Genomic DNA, 21,771 nt, shown 5'->3' with positions numbered 1-21,771 from the left:
CTGGAGGGAGAAGGTCGAGTTTTGAGTACTTCAACTCTGGATTACCCTTTAACCGCCCCGGCAGTAAGCCCTTCTACAATTTTTCTTTGGAAAAGAATCACGAAAGTCACCAGAGGTAGAGTGGTAAGAACGGTAGCTGCAGAAATCTGGTCCCAGGGTATTTCGTATTGTGAAGCCCCGGAAAGCATGGCAATTCCCACCGGCACAGTTCGGGCAGCATCCCGGGTCATAAAGGTCAAGGCGAGTAGAAATTCGTTCCAGCAGAAGATGAAGACCAAAATGGCGGTGGTAGCCAGAGCTGGGGCAGAAAGAGGAAGGATGATGCGTACCAGAATTCCCAGACGACTCAGACCATCAACCTTGGCAGCATCTTCCAGTGCTCCCGGTATCTGCTGAAAGAAACTGTTCATGACCCAGATGGCAAAGGGAAGGTTAAGAGATGCATAGGGAATGATTAGTGCCAGCCAGTTGTTCATCAAACCCCAGGAGCTAACCATTTCATAAAGCGGAACAATAAGGACTACCGGAGGGAAAAGGGATAGAAGGAGGATAAAGAGCAAAAACCCCCGTCCTCCCATAATTTTAAATCTTGCCACAGCGTAAGCTGCCAGTGATGCTACAGAAAGACACAAAAAAGTGCTGATGGAGGCTATGAAGATGCTGTTGAGTATTTGTCTTCCAAAAGGGTGGCGAATGAAAATCCGTGAGTAAGCACTCAGGTCGATGTGGCTGGGTAGATATTTCACGGGGCGTGAAAAGATTTCCTGTGAAGGCTTAAAAGAGGTGATAACTTGCCAGAGAAAAGGAGAAAGGCTGAATAGAACCACAAGAGCTATCAAGCAGTAGAAGAAGACCATCCTGCCTTTTTTGCTTTTCATCCCAGTTCCACCTCCTCTCTCTGAAAAAAGAGGATAACGAAGATGATAATCAGCGAAAGAGCAAAAATGGCCACCGAGAGAGCAGAACCGTAGCCCAGATTTAAGTATCGAAAAGTGTAACTGTAAAGATATACCGAGAGGGTTTCGGTTGTTCCCCCAGGGCCTCCCTGAGTCAGTACCCAGATTAGGTCAAAAACTGCGAAGGCCTGCAGGCTTCGAAAAAGGAGGGCCAGAATGATAACCGGTCGCAGGAGAGGGAGAGTAACATATCGAAACCGCGCCCAACCACCGGCGCCATCGATACTGGCAGCTGCGTAGAGTTCCTGAGGGATGGACTGTAACCCGGCAAGCAGCATCAGAGCCATGAAAGAGGTGGTTTTCCAGGCATCGGAAAAGATGGCAGCATGCATTGCCAGAGGACTTTTTCCTAACCAGGCCACTGCTTCGCGGATGATGCCCAGACGAAGGAGGATATCGTTGGCTACACCATAGATGTCGTGGTAAATCCAGCGCCAGGCCATGGCCATCACCGCGGTGGGCAGAGCCCAGGGAAGGATGACACTGGCCCGGGCGAAGTTTCGAAAGCGAAAGTTAAGGTTTAAAAGGAGTGCAAAAGAAAGCCCCAACAAAAACTCTATGCCTACTGATACCACCGTGAAATAAAGTGTGTTACCTAAAGCCTGGCGGAATCGAAGGTCCCTGGTGAATATTTTCAGGTAATGCTTGAATCCTGCAAAACTTTCTACCATGCCAGTAGCGATGCTTTTTTCGTGGAAGGAAAGATAGACGTTTCTGGCTACTGGATAGATGATAACCAATCCGAAGAGAAGAAGAGCCGGAAGCAAGAGAAGATACCCAAAACGCCGATCGGTAAGAAATGGTTTTTTTCCGTGCTTCATGACTATCCCCCAACTGTAGGGGGCGGATTTTTCCGCCCCCTACGTGTCTTATTGGCCTAACAGTTCTCTGATTTCCTGGGCAGCACGCTTTATCGCTTCTTCAGGTTTGATGGTTCCAGTCAGTCCAGCATGGAGGTTTCTCTGGAGAATATCTGAGATTTGTGCATATTGAGGATGTTGTGGTCTGGTTCGAGCATTAATTTGTACTCTCCACAGATCTGGATAGTGAGGGCTTTCCTTGAGAATATCGGGATCTGCAAAGAGAGCATGGCGGGTGGGGATGTAGCCATTATAGAAATGGAGGATTTTTTGCGATTCATAACTGGTGGCGAATTTAATCCATTCCCAGGCTTCTTCCTGGTGTTTGCTGAATTTGGAAATTACCCATCCCCAGCCTCCTTGGGTAGCTGCACTCTGAAATCCTTCTTTATGAACCATGGGAGTGATACCTACTTTGCCCTTTATGGGTGAGTCTTCTTTCTGGGCCAGAGTCCATACATAGGGCCAGTTGCGGTGGAAAACGGCCTGTCCGTTGTGAAACACATGACGTGATTCTTCTTCTTGGTAGGTGGTGACCCCTGGTGGAGAAATCTTGTAGGTGTTGATCACGTCATACATAAACTGTAACGCTTCTACTGCTGCGGTGCCCTGGTCGAGCACTACCTTACCCTCTGCGTCAAGGAGTTCTCCTCCTGCTCCCCAGAGAAGCTCCAGGTAGTCACAGATTAGACCTTCATATTGATTGCCCTGCCATACAAATCCCCATAGATCCGGTGGGTTCTGGAGTTTCTGTGCCTGCTCTACCAGATCGTCCCAGGTCAGTGGTGGCTCAAAACCTGCTTCCTCCAGGAGGTCTTTGCGGTAGTAAAGCATGCCGGCGTCGGACTGGCTGGGTATACGATAAAGCTTTCCTTGGTACATTCCTCCTGCAATATCTCCGGGGAGGAACTGTGCAATTTCGTAGGGAGTTAACCGATCTCCCAGAGGGATGATCCAGCCTGCAGCGGCGAACTTGGGCACCCAAATCAAGTCAGCGTAAGCCATGTCATAGGTACTTTCTCCGGCCATAAAAGAAGTGGTGTACATGTCTTCCCGGGTGTTGGTTGCTGAAGGGCCTTCCTGCATTTCTACCTTAATGTTGGGATGAGTTTTTTCAAAGTTTTCGATGAGTACTTTCCATCCTCCGCCAAAGTCGGTTTCAAAGAGCCAACGAATGGTGACCTTTTCTTGAGCTAAAACACCGGTTGTCAAGAATGCTCCCAGAACGATTAACACCAGAAGAGAAACCCATAATTTACCCTTCATTTTTTACCCTCCCTTTCAAAGTAGTTTAATTAGACGGACGGTGCTTTATGCATGATTGAGTTCTCGTTCTCTCACCTCCCTTTAAAGTTTGAACTTGAGATAAGAATCAAAAGTTTTTAGATATTCTTCAAGAAGCTCTTGGGCAAGTGCTGGGTCATCGATCATTGGGTCCAAAGCAAAGGCCTGCAAGGCCAAAGAACGGTCTTCTTCTACAATGGCCCGTACGGTAAGTTCTGTAATTAGTGCCTGTCTGCGACAGAGCTCAGCAATAGGTTCAGGTAGCTTCCCTAGAGCTATTCCCAGAGGGCCAGTGTTTCCAAGCAAAGCTGGCACTTCCACTATGACGCCTTCGGGAAGATTTTCGATATATCCCCGGTTGGGTATGTTGACCGCTTCTTCGTAGGAATTAAGGTTTTTCAAGATTCCAGCAATGATAAACTCGCCTCGTTCAGTTTCTACTTCTTCCATCTTCTCAAGCGGTGTCTTGCCTTCCAGGATTTTTTCTATTTCTTCCCACATTTTTTGTCGGCTTTGTTCGGCCCATTCAAAGTCGTACATTTGAATGTCGTATCTTTCCCAGGTTTTCCGATTTACACTGTGAGTGTAGGGCAGATATTCACAAAGATGACAGTCGCCTGGTACTGGCATAATCCCAAAGATGCGGAATACTTCCATAGTTAGTGGTTCGAAAAAGGAAGGAACTTTTTTTACCTTCTCCCGGATTTTAGGGTAGAGATCTTCTCCAGTCTTGCGGTCGGTTACCGAGATCATCCAAGTGAAATGGTTGAGCCCCCAAGCCCGGATTTGGAAATGCTCTTTCCCCTTTTTGCTCATCATCCGAAAGAGAGCCAGGGACTGGTCGTTCCAGCGAAAACCAAAGTCGCGAGGGAGTTTCAACCCCAGTTCCTCTTTGAAAAGCCCGGCCAGAATGTAGTAGCCAAAGTTTATTTGATGACAGATGCCAATGGTTTTTATCCGGGTATAGAGGGATGCTGCTGTGCATATTTTAGGAACCGGGTTGGTAAAGTTGAGAAGCCAGGCGTCGGGACAGTACTTTTCCATGTCTTTCAGGATGGGCATGATAACTGAAAGATTTCGGGCGGTATGGGCGAAAGCCCCCGGGCCTCCATTTTCCGCATAGTGGTTGATTCCGTATTTGAGAGCAATTTCCCGATCCAGCTTCCAACATTTTTCTCGGTCAACAGCAATGGAAAGCACAACGAAAGAAGCGCCTTCAAGGGCTGAGGCTCTGTGGGTCGAGCTTTTCACCGTTACTTCTGAGCCAAAAGTCTGGTTCATTTTTTCCGCTAATTGATGGATTTTTCGCAACCCCTCCTCATTTATATCGTGCAGGAATAACTCGATACCCCGCAAATTGGGATGACGGAGTATGCCAACTAATGTGGAAAGACCGAAAACAGCGCTTCCTGCACCGATGATGGTAACCTTGGTCTTTTCCATAACGCGTCCTCCTTTCACCTTGTATTTACTGGTGCTGTTGATTCCTTGATGTCCAGGCTAACTTCTTCAATAACACAGTTTGGAATGTTGTTTCCTCTGATGAGCCGAATGAGCATTTCTACCAGCCTTTTTCCAACGAGTTTTTTGGGGATGTTAACTGAGGTGAGAGTGGGATTAGTGAGCCTGGTTACAAAGGTGTTATCGAATCCAACGATGGAAAGCTCTTCCGGTACCTTTATGCCCAGGTTTTGGGCAGCTTTCATCATCCCGCATGCGGTAGGGTCATTGTGGGTAAACACTGCGGTCACTTTTTGGTGAGCATTGCTCAGAAACTCCAGGCCGAACTGGTAGGCTGCCTGGAAAGTGAGCGGTATTTCTACCATTAGTTGGGAATTCACAGTAATTCCAGCTTCTTCGAGCGCCTTTGTATAGCCTCGGAAACGATCTCGAAAGATGGAGAATTTCCTGGGGCCTCCCACGCATAAAATCTTTGAGTGTCCAAGTTCGGTGAGATGTTTGGTAGCCAGATAAGATCCTTGCTCATCAGGAAGGAGGACGCTGGCAGAAAAAGGAACTTCCAGGTTGCCACCCAAAAACACCATGGGTAGATGAGTGGAAAAGGCTCTCTTTAGATGAGAGAGAGAAAGACGTGTAGCCACAATTACCCCATCTACTTTCCGGTTTTCCAGATCTCTCAGATACAGGATATCTTCGCCCTGCTTGATGGATGATAAGATGAGAAGGTTATAATCCATGCTCCGAGCTGTTGCTTCTGCAACTGCAAAAACTTCAGTAAAGAAAGGGTTAAAGATGTCGTCGATGAGCATGGCAATCAAGTGAGAGTGGGCCCTTTTTTTGTTAACAGGTATTTCTATCCCCAGCTCTTCCATAGCCTTAAGGACCTTTTGACGCAGGGCTTCACTGACAGGTCTTGTACCGTTAATTACGTGGGAAACAGTAGTAATCGAAACATTTGCTTTTTGAGCGATTTCTTTAAGCGTGGCCATTTTTCTCCTCTTTGCCAAATTTCCAAATTTGCGAAAATTTTAGCAAAAAGAGGGGTGTTTGTCAAGGAAAAGGTTCTGGAAAGTATGGTGGTCCAGAACAAGCAATTTTTACCGCAGGTTGCTTACTTGTGGCGATGACTCCGGAGTTTGAAATATCGCCGCTATTTGAAACACAACTTATCCACCCGCTGTTAAGAGTGGATAAGCTTTAAAGCAAGATTATTTTAATGTTTCGGGGAGTTTGATAAACCAGAGTTGAGTGTTACTTTCAACCGCGTCAGGGTTGGGAACGATTCGAAAAAACTGGTTTGGCAACTTTGTTGTTGTATTTAAGGCTACCGTCCGGGTAAAGTGTGTAGTCCAGAACTTCGGTATCTTGATTTTCGCTATCCTGAACATCAATGGTAATACCGAAATCGTTATCGCTTGCCACTGCTATGGTTTTTCCGTCAGGGAGCATGGCTATTCCTTCCGCTTTTTTGGCTTTCCATCCATTTGCTCTTAAGTCGATTATCATTGTTTTGGATGCAAACTTAATGGTGGAGAGCTTATTCTTATCGGTGATGAATTCTGGTTCTTTCCCGTCTATTTTTAAGTTTGAAATATCTGTGGCGCCTTGTAATTCAACGAGATAGATGATATTGCGCATCTTTTTTTCCTTGTCTTTGCCCTGTTCAATTAGAAGAAGCTTGTCGTTGGAGATAGCGAAGATATCGCCTATCTTGGCGTCCTTGGGAGAATTATAATTTTCTCTATCAATGGGGTAAGCATACATCCTGGTTTTACCCGTAAGAGGATCAAGTTCCACAATCCTTGTGAACTGGGCGGTGACAGCTGTTTTTTCCTCTATGTTTAAAACACTTTGCACTGCAATATAGATTTTCCCGTTTGGTGCTACAGTGATGCCTTCAAATCCCCTATTAGGAATGCGGTATTTTAACACTTCAGGCAAACCATTGCCAGTGGCGTATTTCTTTAAAAGCTTGCCTTTTTTATCAAATTTGGCTACAAAGGGACCGTACTCATCACAGACCCAGAAATTGCCTTCGTGGTCGAGTGCAATACCTTCCGGGTCAAGACCGTCATTACTGTAACCTATAATTTGCAAGTTTTCAGTTAGGGCAATTTCGTTGGTGGCACCGATCAAGCCAGGTGTAATGGGTAATCCTGTGATGGGTTCGCCCTCTTTGTTTTTGAGACCGATTGTTTCAACAATTTCTACTTTTCCGTTTTTGAGAATTCCTAAAGCAATCTGAGGCTGAAATGTTGGGACGGGAAAAATTATACCGCCACGTTCGTTGCTACTGTCTTTATATTTTGGACCATCGGTGTTTGGCCCCCGGTCGGTAATGAAATAGAATTCAATGGAACCATCTGAATTGACCGATTTAACAGTAATTCCAGAACCAACAGCCAGTTTGAAACCGTTGGGGAAGTCTTTCTGGTTATTGCCTTGGTAGGGAACGTAAAATTCTTCTGGAATGATGACTGAGTGCTTAATCACCTCAAGAGGGCTTATTTGTGCATACGATGTGCCGGTTACATGACCAAAGAGAAAAATATTTGACAAAATTAGAGCGACGGAAATCACTATTGAGATTAAGATTTTCCTGGTGATTTTCATCACGAAGGCACCTCCTAAGAGTTTTTGTTATCTTAGTGCTTGAATATGAAACTGTTGTTAAAAATGGTTTAATATTGTTTTAAGAATCCTTTCTTCCGAGGCTCAGAGATAGCGGTATATAAGGTGGTAAGTATGCAAGTTTGTTTTGGTGGAACTGGCTTTGCATCTTTTTTGGAGAGTCCTGGTCAGAATTCCAAAGAATAGCTTTGGAGCCAATTTTCTCAGTTGAGAGTTCCGCAATTACTTTGGTCTTGCGTATTTAAATGGATTGTCAGAGAAGCTCTTTTTGAGCAGTTAACTCATCAGGGATTCTTTCGCATTCGGAACGTTCAGTAATTCCCCGAGCATTTTTGACTCACTGGTTGCTTTCCTTAAACATTTTCTACAGCCATTATGCAACCGCAGCTCGTCCTTTTACAGGAGTTATAGGGCGTTGCTGTGCCGGGAACCTTCTATTATCGTGGTTTAAGCCCAGAGATTTCGGAAGTTTTTCTCTTTCACTATATGAAAACCTTCGATTTTTTCTGCACGGCGACAGATTTTGACATCAGTGGTTTTTAAACTTTTAAGCATTGAGACTCTCTGGAGGAGGTGTTTTACTTGGGCCGAAAGTTCCTCATTGTGGTTTTTGCAGTACTTATAATTGCCGTGTTCCTTTTGGCTGGTTGTGGCGAAGTAACTCCTACTTCTTCAAATGTTGTTCTGCGCCTTGAGGTGCTGGGAAGGAACACTTATAGTGCAGACGTGCGGTTAGTTTACGCCAATTATAGTTCAGAGATTTTTTACGCGAACCAGGTAAGTATTGAAGCTTGTTTTGCAGGTAGCCAGTGTTTCTCAGTTAGTGTTCCTGCTTACTCTGATCCGCTTTATCCTGGAGAAGTACGTTCCGTTACTGAAACTTTTTATCTGGTGGACCCAATCTACGGTCAACTGGAAAGCCTTGAGCTAACGGTTGAGGGTTATTTTCCCTCTGGAAAACACATAACCTTATCTTCGGGTAAGACTTACCTTTAATAAGGGGGGTAGATTTTTTATGAAAATGCTCGTATCCTTTTTGCTTTCTTTTTTGCTGCTTGCTTCTTTTACCTCTTTTGGTTGTTCTCAGGAGTATCCAGTTATTGCGGTGGTGGGGTTTGAAAATCATTCTGATATAAAGACACCCGATCTCGGTAACATGGGACTTCAATATCTTGAAAATGCGCTCCTTTCTATGGGGCGATTTACCCTTGCCGATCGCCTTACTGTGCAGAAATCGCTTACTGAGATAGGTTTTAGCAGTGTTTCAGGACTGGTGGATCCTGCTTATGCCATTCAGCTTGGGAAGATGTTGGGAGCAAGGTATCTCGCCATGGGTGATGTTATAGAGGTAGCTTCCAAGACCACCGAATTTCAGGGGTATGGCATCAAAACCCGGCGCAGCAGTTTTTCGGTAACTGTGGGATTGCGAATAATAGATGCGGAAAGAGGTTTGGTGCTTTTTGCCGACCAGTGCTCACTTTCTCGGGAAGGCCTGCCCCTGAAATCTCTGGGGGTGACTGTAGAAGAAGAGTCTCTTAACGTGGTTGAGAACTTGTTGCGCGAAGCAGTTCAAAATCTGGTTAATCGTTTTGACACTCGTTTAGCAAAGCAGTGGCAGGCAAGCACTGAAGCTCCCAAGAAAGTAAAAATAGTGGTAAATTCCAACCCTTCAGGTGCTGATGTAGAGGTGGGAGGAATATTTTACGGCAATACTCCTTGTGAGCTTCTCCTCAATGAAGACAGTGTCGTGGAGATAACCGTCAGCCTGCCTGGTTACACGGTTTGGGCCAAAAAGGTCAAAGTGATGCCTGGTTTACAAATTATGGCCACTTTGCGGGAAGAGCCTGTGGAGTCAACAAGCCCTTCTAAGGTTGAAGTGAAGGTGGGCATTGAAAGTCAGAATTCGGGAGGTGAATAATTTTGTTGTGCAAGCGGGCTCATTTTTTGCTATTAATTGCTTTATTGATTTTTTCTTTTGCGTCTTTTGCTCACGCCGAGGTTAAACCGAAAGTAGTCGTGGTTGGTTTCGACATAACTGTTCCCGGTTTTCAGTATGAGGAAACCCTCCCCAATGCCCTGACGGATCTTATGATTGATTCTCTCATTAACAGTGGGCGCTTTCGGGTGTTTGAACGTCGTAAGCTTTCCAGTTTGGTAACCGAACAGAGTTTTCAACATTTTTCGGGTTTGGTAGACACCCAGACTGCCGTTCAACTGGGACGCATGATTGGTGCCCACTTTGTGGTCACAGGTAGTATAACCGATATAGCTAAAAGCGGTGGCGGTGGCTTGAGATTGGGTTCTATCAGTTTGGGCAAATCTTCAATCCGGGTAACCTTGACGGTACGTATTGTAGATGTAACAACGGGAGAAATTCTTTACTCAGCCGTGAAGCAAAAGAAAGCCAGTCGTTCCAAAGTGGGTCTGGGCTTTGGAGATGTTTCGATGTATTCCGACAGTAGTTTGAGTGTTATTTCTGCCGTAAAGGAGCTTTGTGACGGGATTGTTGCAGACTTTGTTTCCAAGATTGACGCGGGCATTGGAGAACTTGCCGATATTCCTCTTGAGGGGTATGTAGTGGAAAGCAGCGGGAAGACCGCTTATCTTAACCTGGGTGAGGCTACTGGAATAAAGGTGGGCAGTAAAGTGCGCATTTTCAAACCTGGAAAAAGTATTGTGGATCCCAAGACGGGAGAAGTTCTGGATCAAGAACTTATCCCCGTTGCTGAAGGCATGGTTGCTGAGGTGCGCGATCGGGTTTCGAAAGTGTTTTTAACCCAAGCAAGGGAACCAGTTAACAAGGAGTATGCGGTAAAAGTGATTTCTGGAGAAGAAGCCGAATCTGGAGAATTTTCTGAAAGACTACTTACTGAGGAACTGACAACTGGAGAGAACGAAGAAGTAAGTTCTAAAGAACCGGTTTATGCTGAGGAAAAGCAATTTTCTGAAGAAGTTGTCGGGGAAGAAAGAGAAGAAACCTCCATGGAAATTACTTCGCTACCCAACCAATTTGAGGGAAAAGAGGTACTTGTTGCTCAAGAGTCATATCCCGGTGGGAACAAAAAACTCGAATACACTTACTACGAGGTTGATGGTAAACAAGTTTATCATGGGCCGTTTACTAAATGGTACGAAAACGGCGAGGTTATGATTCAAGGCACATATCGGGACGGAAAGAAAGACGGAGTGTGGAAAGAATACTTTAGGAACGGCATACTGAAATCTGAAGGAACTTATGTAAATGGCTTAAAAGAAGGTAAATGGATCATTTACTATGGAAGTGGCCATAAACACTGGGAAGGCAACTATCATCAGAATTTGAAGGAAGGCCTCTGGATTGAGTATGCAAACACTAAGGAAGAGAAAAAATTCGCTGAAGTTGAATACAAAGCGGGAAAAGAAGTTCCAGGCACTTACCTGCAGTACGATGCCTATGGAAATGTGGTGAAAAGAAAGTAGCGGATTATCTGATATCAATTTTGAGCCCCCTTTGCCAGAAAGGGGGCTTTTTTATTCTTAATTGTTATATTAAGGTTAAAAATTTCCTTTTCCTCCACAAAGAGTTAGGGGTTATAATAATGATGATAAGTCAATGTTCTGGCAATAATTTTAAGGAGTGAGGCCGGTGCGGTTTTTTAAAAGGAGCAGGTGGGTAATTCTTTTTTTAACGGTTTTTCTTTGTGTGAATTTTTCGGTTGCTTTTTCACAGGAAAAGGTGGTTTCTCCTCTGGTTGAAGAACTCGAAAAAATGGAGCGCATTCTCTATGGAGTACCTCAAAGCGGAGGGGTTTTGACGCGTATTGAACAGATTGAAAGAGACTTAATTGGAGATACTCTCTCGGGGACGCTTGCTGAACGGGTGGATACGCTTAAGCGTTTCATTCTAACGGGTACTCCTGAGGAACCTTCGCTGGAGTTCAAGATAAAGGCGGTACGCCTTACCCTCAATGCCAAACCTTCAGAAAGCGGTATTTTGACGGCAGAGCTTGACGAGCTGGAACGACTGGTATTTGGAGTTACCAGTGATCAGCCCATAGGAGTGCGAGTGGACCACCTGTATCGCACATGTGTGGACATTAACAAAATTAAAGCTTTTACGGTTACTGTGCCTGCAGGAACTCTGGTCAAAATATCCATTGATACGGAGCTGCACTCAGAAAGAAACAACAAGGGAGATGCAGTACCTTTCACGGTGGTCGAAGACGTGAAGGTGGAAGACATTCTGGTTATCCCGGCTGGAACAAAGGGTGTAGGTACTATTACTAAATTAAAACGCCGGGGCAGTTTTGGAAAACCTGGGTTACTCGAGATTGACTTTGGAGAAGTGCCGGCCATTGATGGAACTATGATTTCGCTTACTATGGGAGAAAAAGCTATCCAGGAGAACAAATCAGTTGCCTATGCAGTGGGTGCAAGTATCGCCGGGCTGGCTGTTTTTGGCCCCATCGGGGCCGTAGCTGGTATTTTTGTGCAGGGCGAGCCGGCAAGGGTAGAAGCGGGAACCGAGCTTTTTGTGGAGGTAGCCGAAGAAGCAAAGGTTTCTGGTCCGCTTGTAGCTGGTGAGTATGTACCTGGTGGAGGGCAAGAATTAGTTCCTGCTGGTGAGGAGGTTCCCTGGGGTGAGGAAACTCCTTCTTATACCGATACCGAGAAAGGATCTTCTGCTCTTGACATGCAAGAAGTTCCCCAAGTGGAAGTTGAAATCAGGCCCCTTGAAGAATGGGGTGAGGAGGTATCCAAATGAGCTTTAGAAGAGCACTACTTTTTGTCGTTGTTTGCATTTTGCTGGTTTTGCTTCAGACGGGAGCTTGGGCAAAGGTAGACTATGACCGCATATACCAGGAAACGCTGGCCAAATGGACAAGGACACAAACGGTCCGTGATACATTCTCAGTAGAGGCAGTGTATTGGAGTGAAGAACTGGTGCAGGCTTGGGTGGCCAAATACGGAAGCGAAAATCTTTTGTCTTCCGAAGAGCAAGAAGCCTATCACCGCGACTATATTCAAAGAGAAGGTTTGAACCGCTATCTGGTGTTTGAAGTCACATTACGTAAACTGAAAGGTCCTGCTCTGTATCCCATGGATTTTGCTAAAAACACTTACCTTATTGACGACAAAGGCAATAAATGGTATCCGGTAAAGTATGATCCGGGTTTTGAAGAAAAGATTCACCGTGAGTTTACTGGAAAGATCTATTTTGCTCGCTTTGATAAAGAGGGTAATCCGATTATTCATCAGGATACAGAATATATCGCACTGCACTTTGCCAAGATTTCAATAAGCCCCAGCTTGATTAGCGAAGAAGTGCTACTTCGATGGGACAAGCCTTATCTTCCGCCCGATTACTCAAAACCAGAGTGGCAACCTCTGCTGGAAGAAGAAATCCTGCGTCTTGAAGAGCGAGTTAAAGAGCTGGAGCTTCAGAAAGAGAACCTTGAAGAGCAGAAAAAAAAGATAGAAGCCAAGATAGAAGAGCTGCAGCAGAGGATTAAAGAACTCGAAGCTCAAAAGAGTGCTCAATCTTGAGAGCATGAGGCGCTGGGGAGTTCTGGTTCTAATTTTTCTTGGACTGGTTTGGGTTTCCTGTTCTAACGCCCAGGAGGGCATTCACATTGAGGCTGGGGAAATAACCTATGACGAGGTCAACCAGGTTATCGAAGCTCAGGGAGGAGTGAAGCTCACCTGGCAGGATCTTGCACTTTCCACCTATCGGCTTCTTTACTTTCTTTCCGACCATACACTCCTGGTTCCCGAGCCCCTGGAGGTGGTTTTGGGTAAAAATCGGGCAAAAGCAAAACGTTTCTTTTTCGATTTTCAAAAGAACACTGGTTGGATAGAAGATGCAGAGCTTTTTTACGTGATTGACGCACAACGGAAGCTCTATTTCCGGGGTAGCAAGATACGTTATCAGGAAGGAAAATGGTGGGGAAGGGATTTGCTCCTGACCGGCTCTCAAAAGGAACCCCCTGCCTACAGTTTCAGGGCTGATGAGGTTACTGTGTATCCGGATGAGAGAATCGAGATGCAAGGGGTGGGCTTTTTTATCAATGAACATCGGCTTCTCTATTTGCCCACTTTGAGTAAAGACCTGCGCCGTGCAGGTTCAAGTTTTCTTCCTCAAATTGGCCACCAGAGAGAAAAAGGATTTTTTATAGGGGGCAATTACGAGCTGTTTTTTGCCGAGAAGTGGCGGTTGCTTTTTGAAGCTGAGTACGCTTCCAGAGCAGGTTTTCTGGGAAGCGGTAACCTTTTCTGGGAAAATGGCCCTTGGACGGGAAGCCTTTTTTATGATTTCCGGCAGCAGGACGAAGACAGTTTTGGTGGTTATGTTTTCTATGAAGGAAATCGCTTTCGAGGGGGGGTAATTTCTTACTTTAATCAGCCCCTTGACGATGCGAGAGACGGCTTCCTGAGCCGACCACTTCAGATGGTAGCCCGTTTTAACGGGGAAGAAGAAAGAACTTCGTGGGGACTGGATTTGAGTTATGGTCTCTTCGAGGAAAAGCCGGTTTCCGATAGCCGTTTCGATGTGCAGGGCACGCTGGAATGGAATAACGAAAATGTAAGTGTTTCTCTGCTTGCTCATTATACCAGCTTCGGATTTTATCCGGACCGCTTTCTGTGGGGGGGCAAGGTGCACTTTTTTGAAAAAGCAGGTCCGGACTTTTCTTATGGGGCAACCTATACTTTTTTGAGCGACAACGTTGCTTCTCCCTTTTCTTTTGATACCGAAAGAGAGCATTCGCTGTCGCTTGAATTCTCGCTGGGGAAAGAGGAGGAAAGTCACCTTCAGGTACGTGGTGCCTATGACCTTTTGCAAGGTTGCTTTGATGAGGTTATTTTTGGCCTTAATCTGGGTAGCGAAGATTTTGCGGTGGGTTTTGAAGAGCAGTATTCCTTTGTGGATAATGAAGTTCTTGAGCGCCGCTACTTTATACGCAAAAAGATCTCCGATGCTATTTTGGTCGAAGCTTCTTATCTCAGCGAGGAACAGACCTTTTACCTGGACGCTACCTTGATTGGTTTCGATGCTCCTCCCAAGGACCGCTCACTCTTTGTCGAGGGAGAACCTTTTGATCTTTTTGAGGTGGGAAGAGACAACTGGTGAAACTGGAAGAATATTTGCAGCAATTTCGGAGGGCCATTGCCTGGGAACGCAAGGCGGAAATTGAAGCTATGAAGCAAGAGATATACTCTCTTTCTCCTCGCGAACGGGAACAAAAAGGAAGAGCCCTGCTTTCGCTTTCCGGACGTTATTTGGGTAGAGAAGCAGGGGGATTTTACCTTGTTCGCCTGGGTCGATCACAACCCTTTGGGGACCTGGAAATCCGGGTGGGGGATGTGGTTCTGGTAAGTAGAGAAAATAAAAATCCCCTCAAAGAGGGAGTCGAAGCTACCGTTGTGGAGCTTACCTCGCGCTCGATAACTGTAGCTTTTTCAGATTTCCCCCCTCGCTGGGTTTCTGGAAAAGGGTTTTTGAGAGTTGACCTTTATGTGAATGACACCACTTTCCGCCGCATGGAAGAAGCCCTTTTTGATTTTGCAGCGAAGAGCGAAGATTTTTTTCCGTTGAAAAGAGTTTTACTTGAAAGCTATGGAGACGAGCTTCCTCGGGAAGAGAGCGCTTTTGACCCCATCTTTGTGGATACCGAGCTTAATCCCTCTCAGCAGGAAGCGGTTAAGAAGGCTTTGAACAGCTCTCTCTTTTTTCTGATTCATGGACCACCAGGCACTGGCAAAACCCGAACTGCGGTTGAGTACATAGTTCAGGAAGTACGGAGAGAGCGGAGGATTCTGGCTGTTGCAGATTCAAACACTGCCTGTGACAACCTGCTTTCCGGGCTTGTGAAGCGGGGAGTGCGGGTGGTGAGGGTGGGTCATCCTGCCCGGGTGGAGCGGGAGCTCGAGGAACGTTCCCTATTTTTTATGGTAAAGAAATTACCGGTTTACGGGCGGGTTGAAAAAGTCTGGGAAGAAGTGTTTCGCCTGCGCAGGGAACAGGAGCGGCATCTCAAGCCACTTCCCCAGTGGCGACGGGGTATGGAAGATCAAGATATTCTGGAAGCAGCGAGAAAGGGAGAGAGTAAGCGAGGGGTGCCGGCTTCTAAAATTGTCTCCATGGCTCGCTGGCTAAAAATAGAGGGACGTATTCGTGAGCTGGTTAAAGAAGCCCAGGAACTTGAGAATCAGGCGATTCAGGAAATACTCAATAACGCACAAGTGGTGGTGAGTACCAATATTGGATCAGGTAGCGAACTTTTGAAAAACAAAAGTTTTGATGTGGTGGTAATTGATGAAGGTTCGCAGGCAACTGAGCCCTCTTGTCTGGTGGCGTTGTTGAGGGGACGGAAACTGGTGATGAGTGGCGATCACTTGCAGCTTCCCCCCACTATTCTCAGTGAGGAAGCCCGGCCGGTTCTTTCGAGAACTCTTTTTGAGCGTATGATGGAGCGTTATCCCGAGCATTCTGCTTTTTTGAACGTGCAGTACCGCATGAACGAAAAAATTATGGCTTTTCCTAACTCGAAATTTTACCAGAATCGCCTGGTTGCCCATCCCAGCGTTGCCCAGCGTCCCCTCTCTCGGCTGGGGATTTCACTGAGAGGAAATCCACGTTGGAAAGTGGCTGTGGATCCAGAATTACCACTTGTTTTTATGGATACTGTGCTGTGCAGTGGAAAAGGAGAGAAGCAGTATTCAGGCTCCACTTCCTATTACAACCCCCTGGAAGCACGTATAGTGCAGGAGATAGTGGGAGACTTTCTCGAGCTGGGGGTTCCCGAGGAGTGGATAGGGGTGATTACTCCTTATGATGACCAGATGAACTTGATCAGAAAAAGTTTGCCTGATGTTCGCGTGAGTACCGTGGATGGCTTTCAGGGCAGAGAAAAAGAAATCATTTTGCTTTCACTGGTTCGCAGCAACCCGAAGGGTGAGGTGGGTTTTTTGCAGGATACCAGGCGGCTCAATGTTGCTCTGACCCGAGCCTGCAGTAAGCTGGTGGTTATAGGGGACAGTGCCACGGTTTCCCAGGAGGAAGTTTACCGAGAGTTCATTGACTTTGTGAAAGAGGAGGGTTGTTACTTTCAGATTGAGGGTTTAGGATGAGACTGTGAGCTATGTTTTGGAAAAGTGGCTGGTATTCTTCAAACTTTTTGCTTTCAGAAAGGCATATAATGCGGAAGAAAGCGTTTTTGCCGTACAGAAGATAAACCAGGCCTTCAATTTCGTCATCTTCTTTTCTCCACAGGTAAGTAAGCCAGTAAGCAGGTTGACCATCGATGGTGGAGGTTCCTGAATTGGTGAGAGTTACTCCTGGTGTATTCCGAACTTCCCGGCTTACTGTATCAAAGAAGCTTTTCAACGAAGAATAAGCACGATACTCTATAGAAATTCCCACCTGCTCTCGAAAATGATCCTCTGGTGAATCAGAGGGGCTGATAAGGATTACTGCCGTGAAGGGGTCAGGGCTATCTGGGGGCACCATTATTTCCTCCCAGTCCGCTGGAAAGGATACCTGAAAACCTCCCCGCCTAACGAATGTAGTTTTCCAAGGTTGTTGGGTAGTTAGAATAGATGGGGCAGGTAGAGTTGTGCGGAATAGAAATTTTAGAACGAAGAATCCCGAAACTGAGGCTATAAAAATAACAAAACCAACAATAACTACTCTTCTTTTCATCAGGTTAAGTTACATTTTTAGTTAGTTTCACGTACTAATTATCTTATTTTTGGGGAAGAGTTGCAATACTTGTGTGTCGAATTAAAAAACGGCTCATCTCATCAAAAGTTGCGAGGGCTGGGAAGTTGCTTTGGTCTAGCTTTGTACCTGAAGATTGACATCAATAATGATTATTTTTAAAATGTTTTCAAAATTTGAAAATATTTTCGGGAAATGGCTCGTATCATGCTATTTTTCGACTTTGTAATTGTTGAAAGAAAGGGCGTGGAACGCATTGATGAAACAGTTGGAGAGGAAAGCGCTCCAGTTGAGAATCGAGGTACTCAAAATGATCTACGAAGCTGGTTCTGGCCATATCGGAGGTTCTCTTTCTTCGCTGGATATTTTGGTGATCCTCTTTTATGAAGTTATGCGATTTGACCCTCACCGCCCCTTTTGGGAAGAACGGGACAGGTTTATACTCAGTAAGGGGCACAGTGTTGAGGCTTATTATGCCGTGTTGGCTGATCTGGGCTTCTTTCCCCGAGAAGAGTTGCGTAACTACTGCCGTTTTGGTTCTCGCTTGACTGGTCATCCTACCACCAAAGTGCCCGGGGTTGAAGTTAACACTGGATCTCTGGGCCACGGCTTGGCAGTAGGTGCTGGTATGGCCATGGCTGGGAAGATGGATCAGAAAGGTTACAAAGTTTATGTCTTAATGGGTGATGGCGAGTTGGGAGAAGGCTCGGTTTGGGAAGCGGCGCAAATTGCTGCTCACTACAAACTGGACAACCTGATTGGTATCGTGGATAGAAATAGACTTCAGATAAGTGGCTGCACTGAGGATATTTTGCGATTGGAAGATTTGATGAATAAGTGGAGTGCTTTTGGCTGGGAAGTTCTGAATGTTGACGGACACAATTTTGAAGAGTTATTGAAAATTTTTAAAGCAGTACCCTTAACTAAAAATAAACCTCATGTGATTATCGCTCACACCACAAAAGGAAAGGGTATATCCTTTATGGAGAATGATCGAAGCTGGCATCACCGGGTTCCCAGTAAAGAGGAGCTTGAGAAGGCTTTGGGAGAGCTAAGTACAAAGTTGAGGGAGTTTGAGGAGAATGAATAAAATTGCTTTGCGACATGCCATTGCCGAGGCTTTGTTTTCGATTGCTCAGGTTGACCCCAGGGTTGTGGTGGTAACCTCTGATGCTCGAGGTTCTGCAGGGATAAGTATGTTTTTTGACCAAATGCCTGAAAGAGCTGTGGAGGTGGGTATAGCAGAACAATCGGCTGTGGGAATAGCTGCTGGCCTAGCACTTTCTGGCAAGAAAGCTTTCGTTTTTGGTCCTGCTTGTTTTTACTCTGCACGCAGCTTTGAGCAAATTAAAAATGATATTGCCTACACAGGAAGTAACGTTAAGATTATTGGAGTAAGTGGAGGAGTGAGTTATGGACCACTTGGGAGTACCCATCACACTCTCCACGATATAGCTCTCTTTAGGGCTACACCGGGTATAGATGTTATATTACCTTCCGATGCTTTTCAGGCTACCGCAATAATAAAGATGCTTTGCGAAAGGGAAAACCCAGCTTATTTGAGAGTGGGCAGAAATCCGGTTCCACTTATTTATGATAGTTCAGAGAGCACTTTCGATTATGGGAAAGGAGTGGTTTTGAGAAAAGGTCAAGACGTGGTTTTAATAGCCATCGGAGAGGTAGTATGGCACGCTCTTGAAGCAGCCAGATTTCTCGCTGAGGAAGGCATTGATGCCACCGTTCTGGATATGCCCTTTATAAAGCCTCTCGACGAAGAACTGATAATTGAAGTGGCTTCGCAGATTCAGCGAGTGGTTACCATTGAAGAACACAGCGTGTATGGAGGGTTGGGAGAGGCGGTTGTCCACTGTCTTTCCGAGCTGCCGTCGGTAGCGGTAAAGATTCTGGGTATTCCTGATGAGTATCCGGTTACTGGAACCCAGGAAGAAGTATATAGGCATTACGGTTTCCATGCTGAAGGCATAAAGGGTGCAGTGATGGATTTTCTTGGGAAAGTTGGGTGATGAGCTTGTCGGTGTCTTATGTCCTGGTTATTGACCAGAGTACTACAGGGACCAAAGCTATCCTTTTCGATGAAAGGTGTCGACCTGTGGAGCGAGCTAATGCTCATCATAAGCAGTGTTATCCTCGTCCTGGATGGGTGGAGCACGACCCGGTGGAAATCGTTAATTGTACTTACGAAGCTTGCAAGAAACTAATAGAAAAAGCTGAAGTGGATGTGCAAAAAATAAGAGCTATTGGTATTACCAATCAGAGAGAGACAGTCGTTGCCTGGAACAGGAAAGGGAAACCAATTTATAATGCTATCGTTTGGCAGTGTCAGAGAGGAAAAGAGCTTTGTGATAGTTTGAGGGAAGCTGGTTATGGGGATTTTGTAAAAGAGAGAACAGGTCTTTTACTCGATCCTTATTTTTCAGCAAGTAAAATAGCCTGGATTTTTAGTAACCTTAAAGGTTGGCCAGGAAGCCGTGAATTGCGATGGGATGAGATTCTGGTTGGGACCATTGATTCCTGGTTGGTGTGGAATTTTACTGGTGGAAAGACGCATGCCACTGATTACTCCAATGCCAGCCGAACCATGCTTTTGAATATTGATACTTTGGAATGGGATGAAGAAATTTTGGAGTTGTTTTCCATACCTCGTTTGGTTCTTCCTGAACTTCTTCCTTCTGATGCCCTGTTCGGATATACGGATCTGGGAGGTATTTTGCCTAATCCTTTACCGATTGCTGCGGTTATGGGTGACTCAAGTGCTGCTCTTTATGGTCAACTGGGATATGAATTTGGGGCAGTTAAAGCGACTTATGGGACAGGAACTTCGATAATGGTCAATACCGGCAATACAAAGTATGTCGCTCGCTCAGCGGTTACCTCGGTTGGTTGGTTTGTGAATGAAAAGCCGACTTTTGTGCTGGAAGGTAACATCCATAGCTCTGGAGATACCATCCGCTGGTTAATAGAGGAAGTGGGGCTATATTCAGCTTATGAAGAAGTGGAACAATTAGCCAAAGCCCTAGATGATAACCAAGGGGTGTATCTCGTGCCTGCTTTTGTGGGACTGGGAGCTCCTTACTGGAAAAGCGGTGCACGCGCTTTGATTTGTGGTATTTCTCGGGGAGTTGATAGGAGACATTTTGCCAGAGCTGCAGTTGAGTCCATTGCTTATCAGGTTTTTGATCTTTTTGAAGCCATTGCCAAGGAAGGAGGATTTCGTTTCGAGCTTTTGCGAGCTGATGGTGGGGCTACCAAGAATGATTTTTTGATGCAGTTTCAGGCCGACCTTTTGCGTGTACCGGTTGCAGTAAGCAGTATAGAGGAATGTTCGGCAAGGGGCGTGGCTTTGCTGGCAGCACAAAAAGTTGGAATACTTGATGAGCAAGCATTGTCGCTAACTTCCCGGCTTTATGAGCCTCGGATGGATCTGGCACTTCGCAATCAATACCTTTCGGGATGGCACAAGGCTGTGGAGCGAGCAATACTTGGAGTGTGAATTTGCTTTTTATCCGATTCTGTTTTAGAGTCAGTGGGGTTAGAAGAAGCGGAATTAATGTTTAATAACTCCTCCCGATAGCTTAGACCGAAGGTAAAGAACCTACTTGCAAGCTCCTTTGTGGTGCCTCAAAAGCAAAGTTGACAGTTTCTTGGTGTTGGTTACAATTTGGGATAATTCTGACTTAGGGAGGGAGACGGTTGCAGGCGCTGATTATACAGCACGTACTTTGTGAAGGTCCGGGTCTTTTGTACCCGGCTCTTTCTGCTGCAGGTTGGGAGCTTGATTTACGGGTAATGAGTGAGGGAGGAGTAGTTCTTCCCAACTCTCTGGAGGGTTATCAGGCATTGATAATCCTGGGCGGTCCGATGGGGGCTTATGAAGAAGAGCGCTATCCCTATCTTTATCAGGTTGAAAACTTAATACGTGATGCTTATGCGCAGAAGATTCCCACGCTAGGCATTTGTCTTGGAGCCCAAATCATTGCCAGGGCGATGGGTGCCTGGGTGGGTCCAAACACAGTTAAAGAAATTGGTTGGTCAAAAGTTTATTTAACTCCAGAAGGTAAAGATTTCTGGCTCTTTGAGGGACTTCCCAAAGAACTCTGGGTTTTTCAGTGGCATGGCGACACCTTTGCTTTGCCTTCAGGGGCTACGCTTCTTGCAGAAGGGGTGGATTGCAAAAACCAGGCTTTTTTGCTAGGGGATAGTCTTCTGGCTTTGCAATTTCATCTTGAGGTAACTCCAGAAATGGTGGATGAATGGTGCAGGGTGTATCGCGATGAACTGGTCGAGTTTGGGGGACCGGGTTTTGCAGAGAAGCTTTCTGAGGAAACCAAAAGGCGGTTTGAGGAGGACCGAAAAATCCGAGAGCGTTTTCTTGAAAACCTGCTTCTTTTCCTTGTAAAAGGTAAATAAAAGAAGATCTTGTGGGGAGTACTTCCTGGTTATTATTCCCCACAAGTGGTGTATAACGATTAACCTATTTTGGCAGCCTTAAGAAGAGTTTGGTAAAGTTCTTTTGCATTGACAGGTGGTATGTGTATTGAGAAAAGTTCCAGGTTTTTGCTACCAGTATTTTTAATTTGAATTGTGTCTCCTTGTTCGACCAGTATGGCTGTTCCTTTACCAATGTCATAGTTTCTTCCATTACAAATAAGAATGCCCTTTCCGCTGGCTATTATGATTAATTCAGTAAGGTTTCTTGGTCGATAATCTGTAGAGCTGTGCGGATATATTGTTGCGGTAACTAAATCTAAATCCCTGACTCGATCCTGGTCGGGCGCAAATACTACCCGAACCCGTCGCTTGAAGGGCTCTGGTACTTCAACTCCTTCTACCTCATAAATGTTTTTTAACTTCATCGTTTTCT

At 45.6% G+C, this 21,771-nt stretch carries 19 protein-coding genes; 11 read left to right on the top strand and 8 right to left on the bottom strand.

Annotated features, from left to right (window positions below; genetic code table 11):
• Window positions 1-41: 41 nt before the first annotated feature.
• From ACKTT1_RS09695 to ACKTT1_RS09670, 6 genes are all read right to left on the bottom strand, one after another.
• A complete protein-coding gene (locus ACKTT1_RS09695; protein WP_369018554.1) occupies window positions 42-878 on the bottom strand; it encodes a carbohydrate ABC transporter permease in 837 nt (278 codons plus the stop codon).
• Complete coding sequence (locus tag ACKTT1_RS09690) at window positions 875-1,777, bottom strand: carbohydrate ABC transporter permease (protein ID WP_369018555.1); 903 nt, start codon at window positions 1,775-1,777, stop codon at window positions 875-877. The genes ACKTT1_RS09695 and ACKTT1_RS09690 overlap by 4 nt, the downstream gene beginning before the upstream one ends.
• A 48-nt stretch (window positions 1,778-1,825) precedes the next feature.
• Window positions 1,826-3,082, bottom strand: coding sequence for an ABC transporter substrate-binding protein (locus ACKTT1_RS09685; RefSeq protein WP_369018556.1), 1,257 nt, complete (start codon window positions 3,080-3,082; stop codon window positions 1,826-1,828).
• A gap of 81 nt (window positions 3,083-3,163) precedes the next feature.
• Window positions 3,164-4,543, bottom strand: coding sequence for a hypothetical protein (locus tag ACKTT1_RS09680; protein ID WP_412709433.1), 1,380 nt, complete (start codon window positions 4,541-4,543; stop codon window positions 3,164-3,166).
• A gap of 14 nt (window positions 4,544-4,557) precedes the next feature.
• Window positions 4,558-5,550: a LacI family DNA-binding transcriptional regulator gene (locus tag ACKTT1_RS09675; protein ID WP_369018558.1), complete on the bottom strand. Its 993-nt coding sequence runs from the start codon at window positions 5,548-5,550 to the stop codon at window positions 4,558-4,560.
• Between the two features lie 277 nt (window positions 5,551-5,827).
• Entirely contained in the window at window positions 5,828-7,174 is a 1,347-nt protein-coding gene (locus ACKTT1_RS09670; protein ID WP_412710579.1) for an esterase-like activity of phytase family protein, read from the bottom strand.
• 600 nt (window positions 7,175-7,774) lie between these two features.
• Between ACKTT1_RS09670 and ACKTT1_RS09665 the strand changes: the two genes are divergently transcribed.
• The 7 genes from ACKTT1_RS09665 to ACKTT1_RS09635 all read left to right on the top strand — a co-directional run bounded on the left by ACKTT1_RS09665 (window position 7,775) and on the right by ACKTT1_RS09635 (window position 16,300).
• Complete coding sequence (locus ACKTT1_RS09665; protein WP_412709432.1) at window positions 7,775-8,188, top strand: hypothetical protein; 414 nt, start codon at window positions 7,775-7,777, stop codon at window positions 8,186-8,188.
• A gap of 19 nt (window positions 8,189-8,207) precedes the next feature.
• Entirely contained in the window at window positions 8,208-9,110 is a 903-nt protein-coding gene (locus tag ACKTT1_RS09660; protein ID WP_369018560.1) for a PEGA domain-containing protein, read from the top strand.
• A 2-nt stretch (window positions 9,111-9,112) separates the two neighbouring features.
• Entirely contained in the window at window positions 9,113-10,651 is a 1,539-nt protein-coding gene (locus ACKTT1_RS09655) for a CsgG/HfaB family protein (RefSeq protein ID WP_412709431.1), read from the top strand.
• A 166-nt stretch (window positions 10,652-10,817) separates the two neighbouring features.
• Entirely contained in the window at window positions 10,818-11,936 is a 1,119-nt protein-coding gene (locus ACKTT1_RS09650; RefSeq protein WP_412709430.1) for a hypothetical protein, read from the top strand.
• Complete coding sequence (locus ACKTT1_RS09645; RefSeq protein ID WP_412709429.1) at window positions 11,933-12,718, top strand: hypothetical protein; 786 nt, start codon at window positions 11,933-11,935, stop codon at window positions 12,716-12,718. The genes ACKTT1_RS09650 and ACKTT1_RS09645 overlap by 4 nt, the downstream gene beginning before the upstream one ends.
• Window positions 12,719-12,722: 4 nt before the next feature.
• Complete coding sequence (locus ACKTT1_RS09640; RefSeq protein WP_412709428.1) at window positions 12,723-14,300, top strand: hypothetical protein; 1,578 nt, start codon at window positions 12,723-12,725, stop codon at window positions 14,298-14,300.
• The gene (locus ACKTT1_RS09635) at window positions 14,297-16,300 is read left to right on the top strand and encodes an IGHMBP2 family helicase (protein WP_412709427.1); all 2,004 of its coding nucleotides are present in this window, start codon (window positions 14,297-14,299) and stop codon (window positions 16,298-16,300) included. Before ACKTT1_RS09640 ends, ACKTT1_RS09635 begins: the two co-directional genes overlap by 4 nt.
• On the opposite strand, the gene ACKTT1_RS09630 is transcribed toward ACKTT1_RS09635, so the two are convergent.
• Complete coding sequence (locus ACKTT1_RS09630; protein WP_412709426.1) at window positions 16,245-16,871, bottom strand: PsbP-related protein; 627 nt, start codon at window positions 16,869-16,871, stop codon at window positions 16,245-16,247. The two genes, ACKTT1_RS09635 and ACKTT1_RS09630, sit on opposite strands and share 56 nt — an antisense overlap.
• Before the next feature lie 277 nt (window positions 16,872-17,148).
• Here ACKTT1_RS09630 and ACKTT1_RS09625 point away from each other — a divergent pair, with 277 nt between their 5' ends.
• The 4 genes from ACKTT1_RS09625 (at window position 17,149) to ACKTT1_RS09610 (ending at window position 21,317) form a co-directional block, all read left to right on the top strand.
• Window positions 17,149-17,979 (top strand): transketolase, encoded by an 831-nt coding sequence (locus ACKTT1_RS09625; RefSeq protein WP_412709425.1) that lies wholly within the window; start codon window positions 17,149-17,151, stop codon window positions 17,977-17,979.
• Window positions 17,972-18,913: a transketolase family protein gene (locus ACKTT1_RS09620; protein ID WP_412709424.1), complete on the top strand. Its 942-nt coding sequence runs from the start codon at window positions 17,972-17,974 to the stop codon at window positions 18,911-18,913. The genes ACKTT1_RS09625 and ACKTT1_RS09620 overlap by 8 nt, the downstream gene beginning before the upstream one ends.
• Complete coding sequence (locus ACKTT1_RS09615; protein WP_412709423.1) at window positions 18,913-20,400, top strand: FGGY family carbohydrate kinase; 1,488 nt, start codon at window positions 18,913-18,915, stop codon at window positions 20,398-20,400. The genes ACKTT1_RS09620 and ACKTT1_RS09615 overlap by 1 nt, the downstream gene beginning before the upstream one ends.
• 200 nt (window positions 20,401-20,600) lie before the next feature.
• A complete protein-coding gene (locus ACKTT1_RS09610; RefSeq protein ID WP_412709422.1) occupies window positions 20,601-21,317 on the top strand; it encodes a type 1 glutamine amidotransferase in 717 nt (238 codons plus the stop codon).
• Between the two features lie 59 nt (window positions 21,318-21,376).
• Here the strand turns inward: ACKTT1_RS09610 and ACKTT1_RS09605 are convergent, their stop codons facing one another.
• Window positions 21,377-21,763, bottom strand: a complete 387-nt coding sequence (locus ACKTT1_RS09605) for an AraC family ligand binding domain-containing protein (protein ID WP_412709421.1) — start codon at window positions 21,761-21,763, stop codon at window positions 21,377-21,379.
• Window positions 21,764-21,771 lie beyond the last annotated feature (8 nt).

The organism is Atrimonas thermophila, from assembly GCF_045864955.1.
Taxonomy (GTDB): domain Bacteria; phylum Atribacterota; class Atribacteria; order Atribacterales; family Thermatribacteraceae; genus Thermatribacter; species Thermatribacter velox.
The sequence above is the reverse complement of the archived record's forward strand: the minus strand, read 5'-3'. Positions and strand labels throughout refer to the sequence as shown.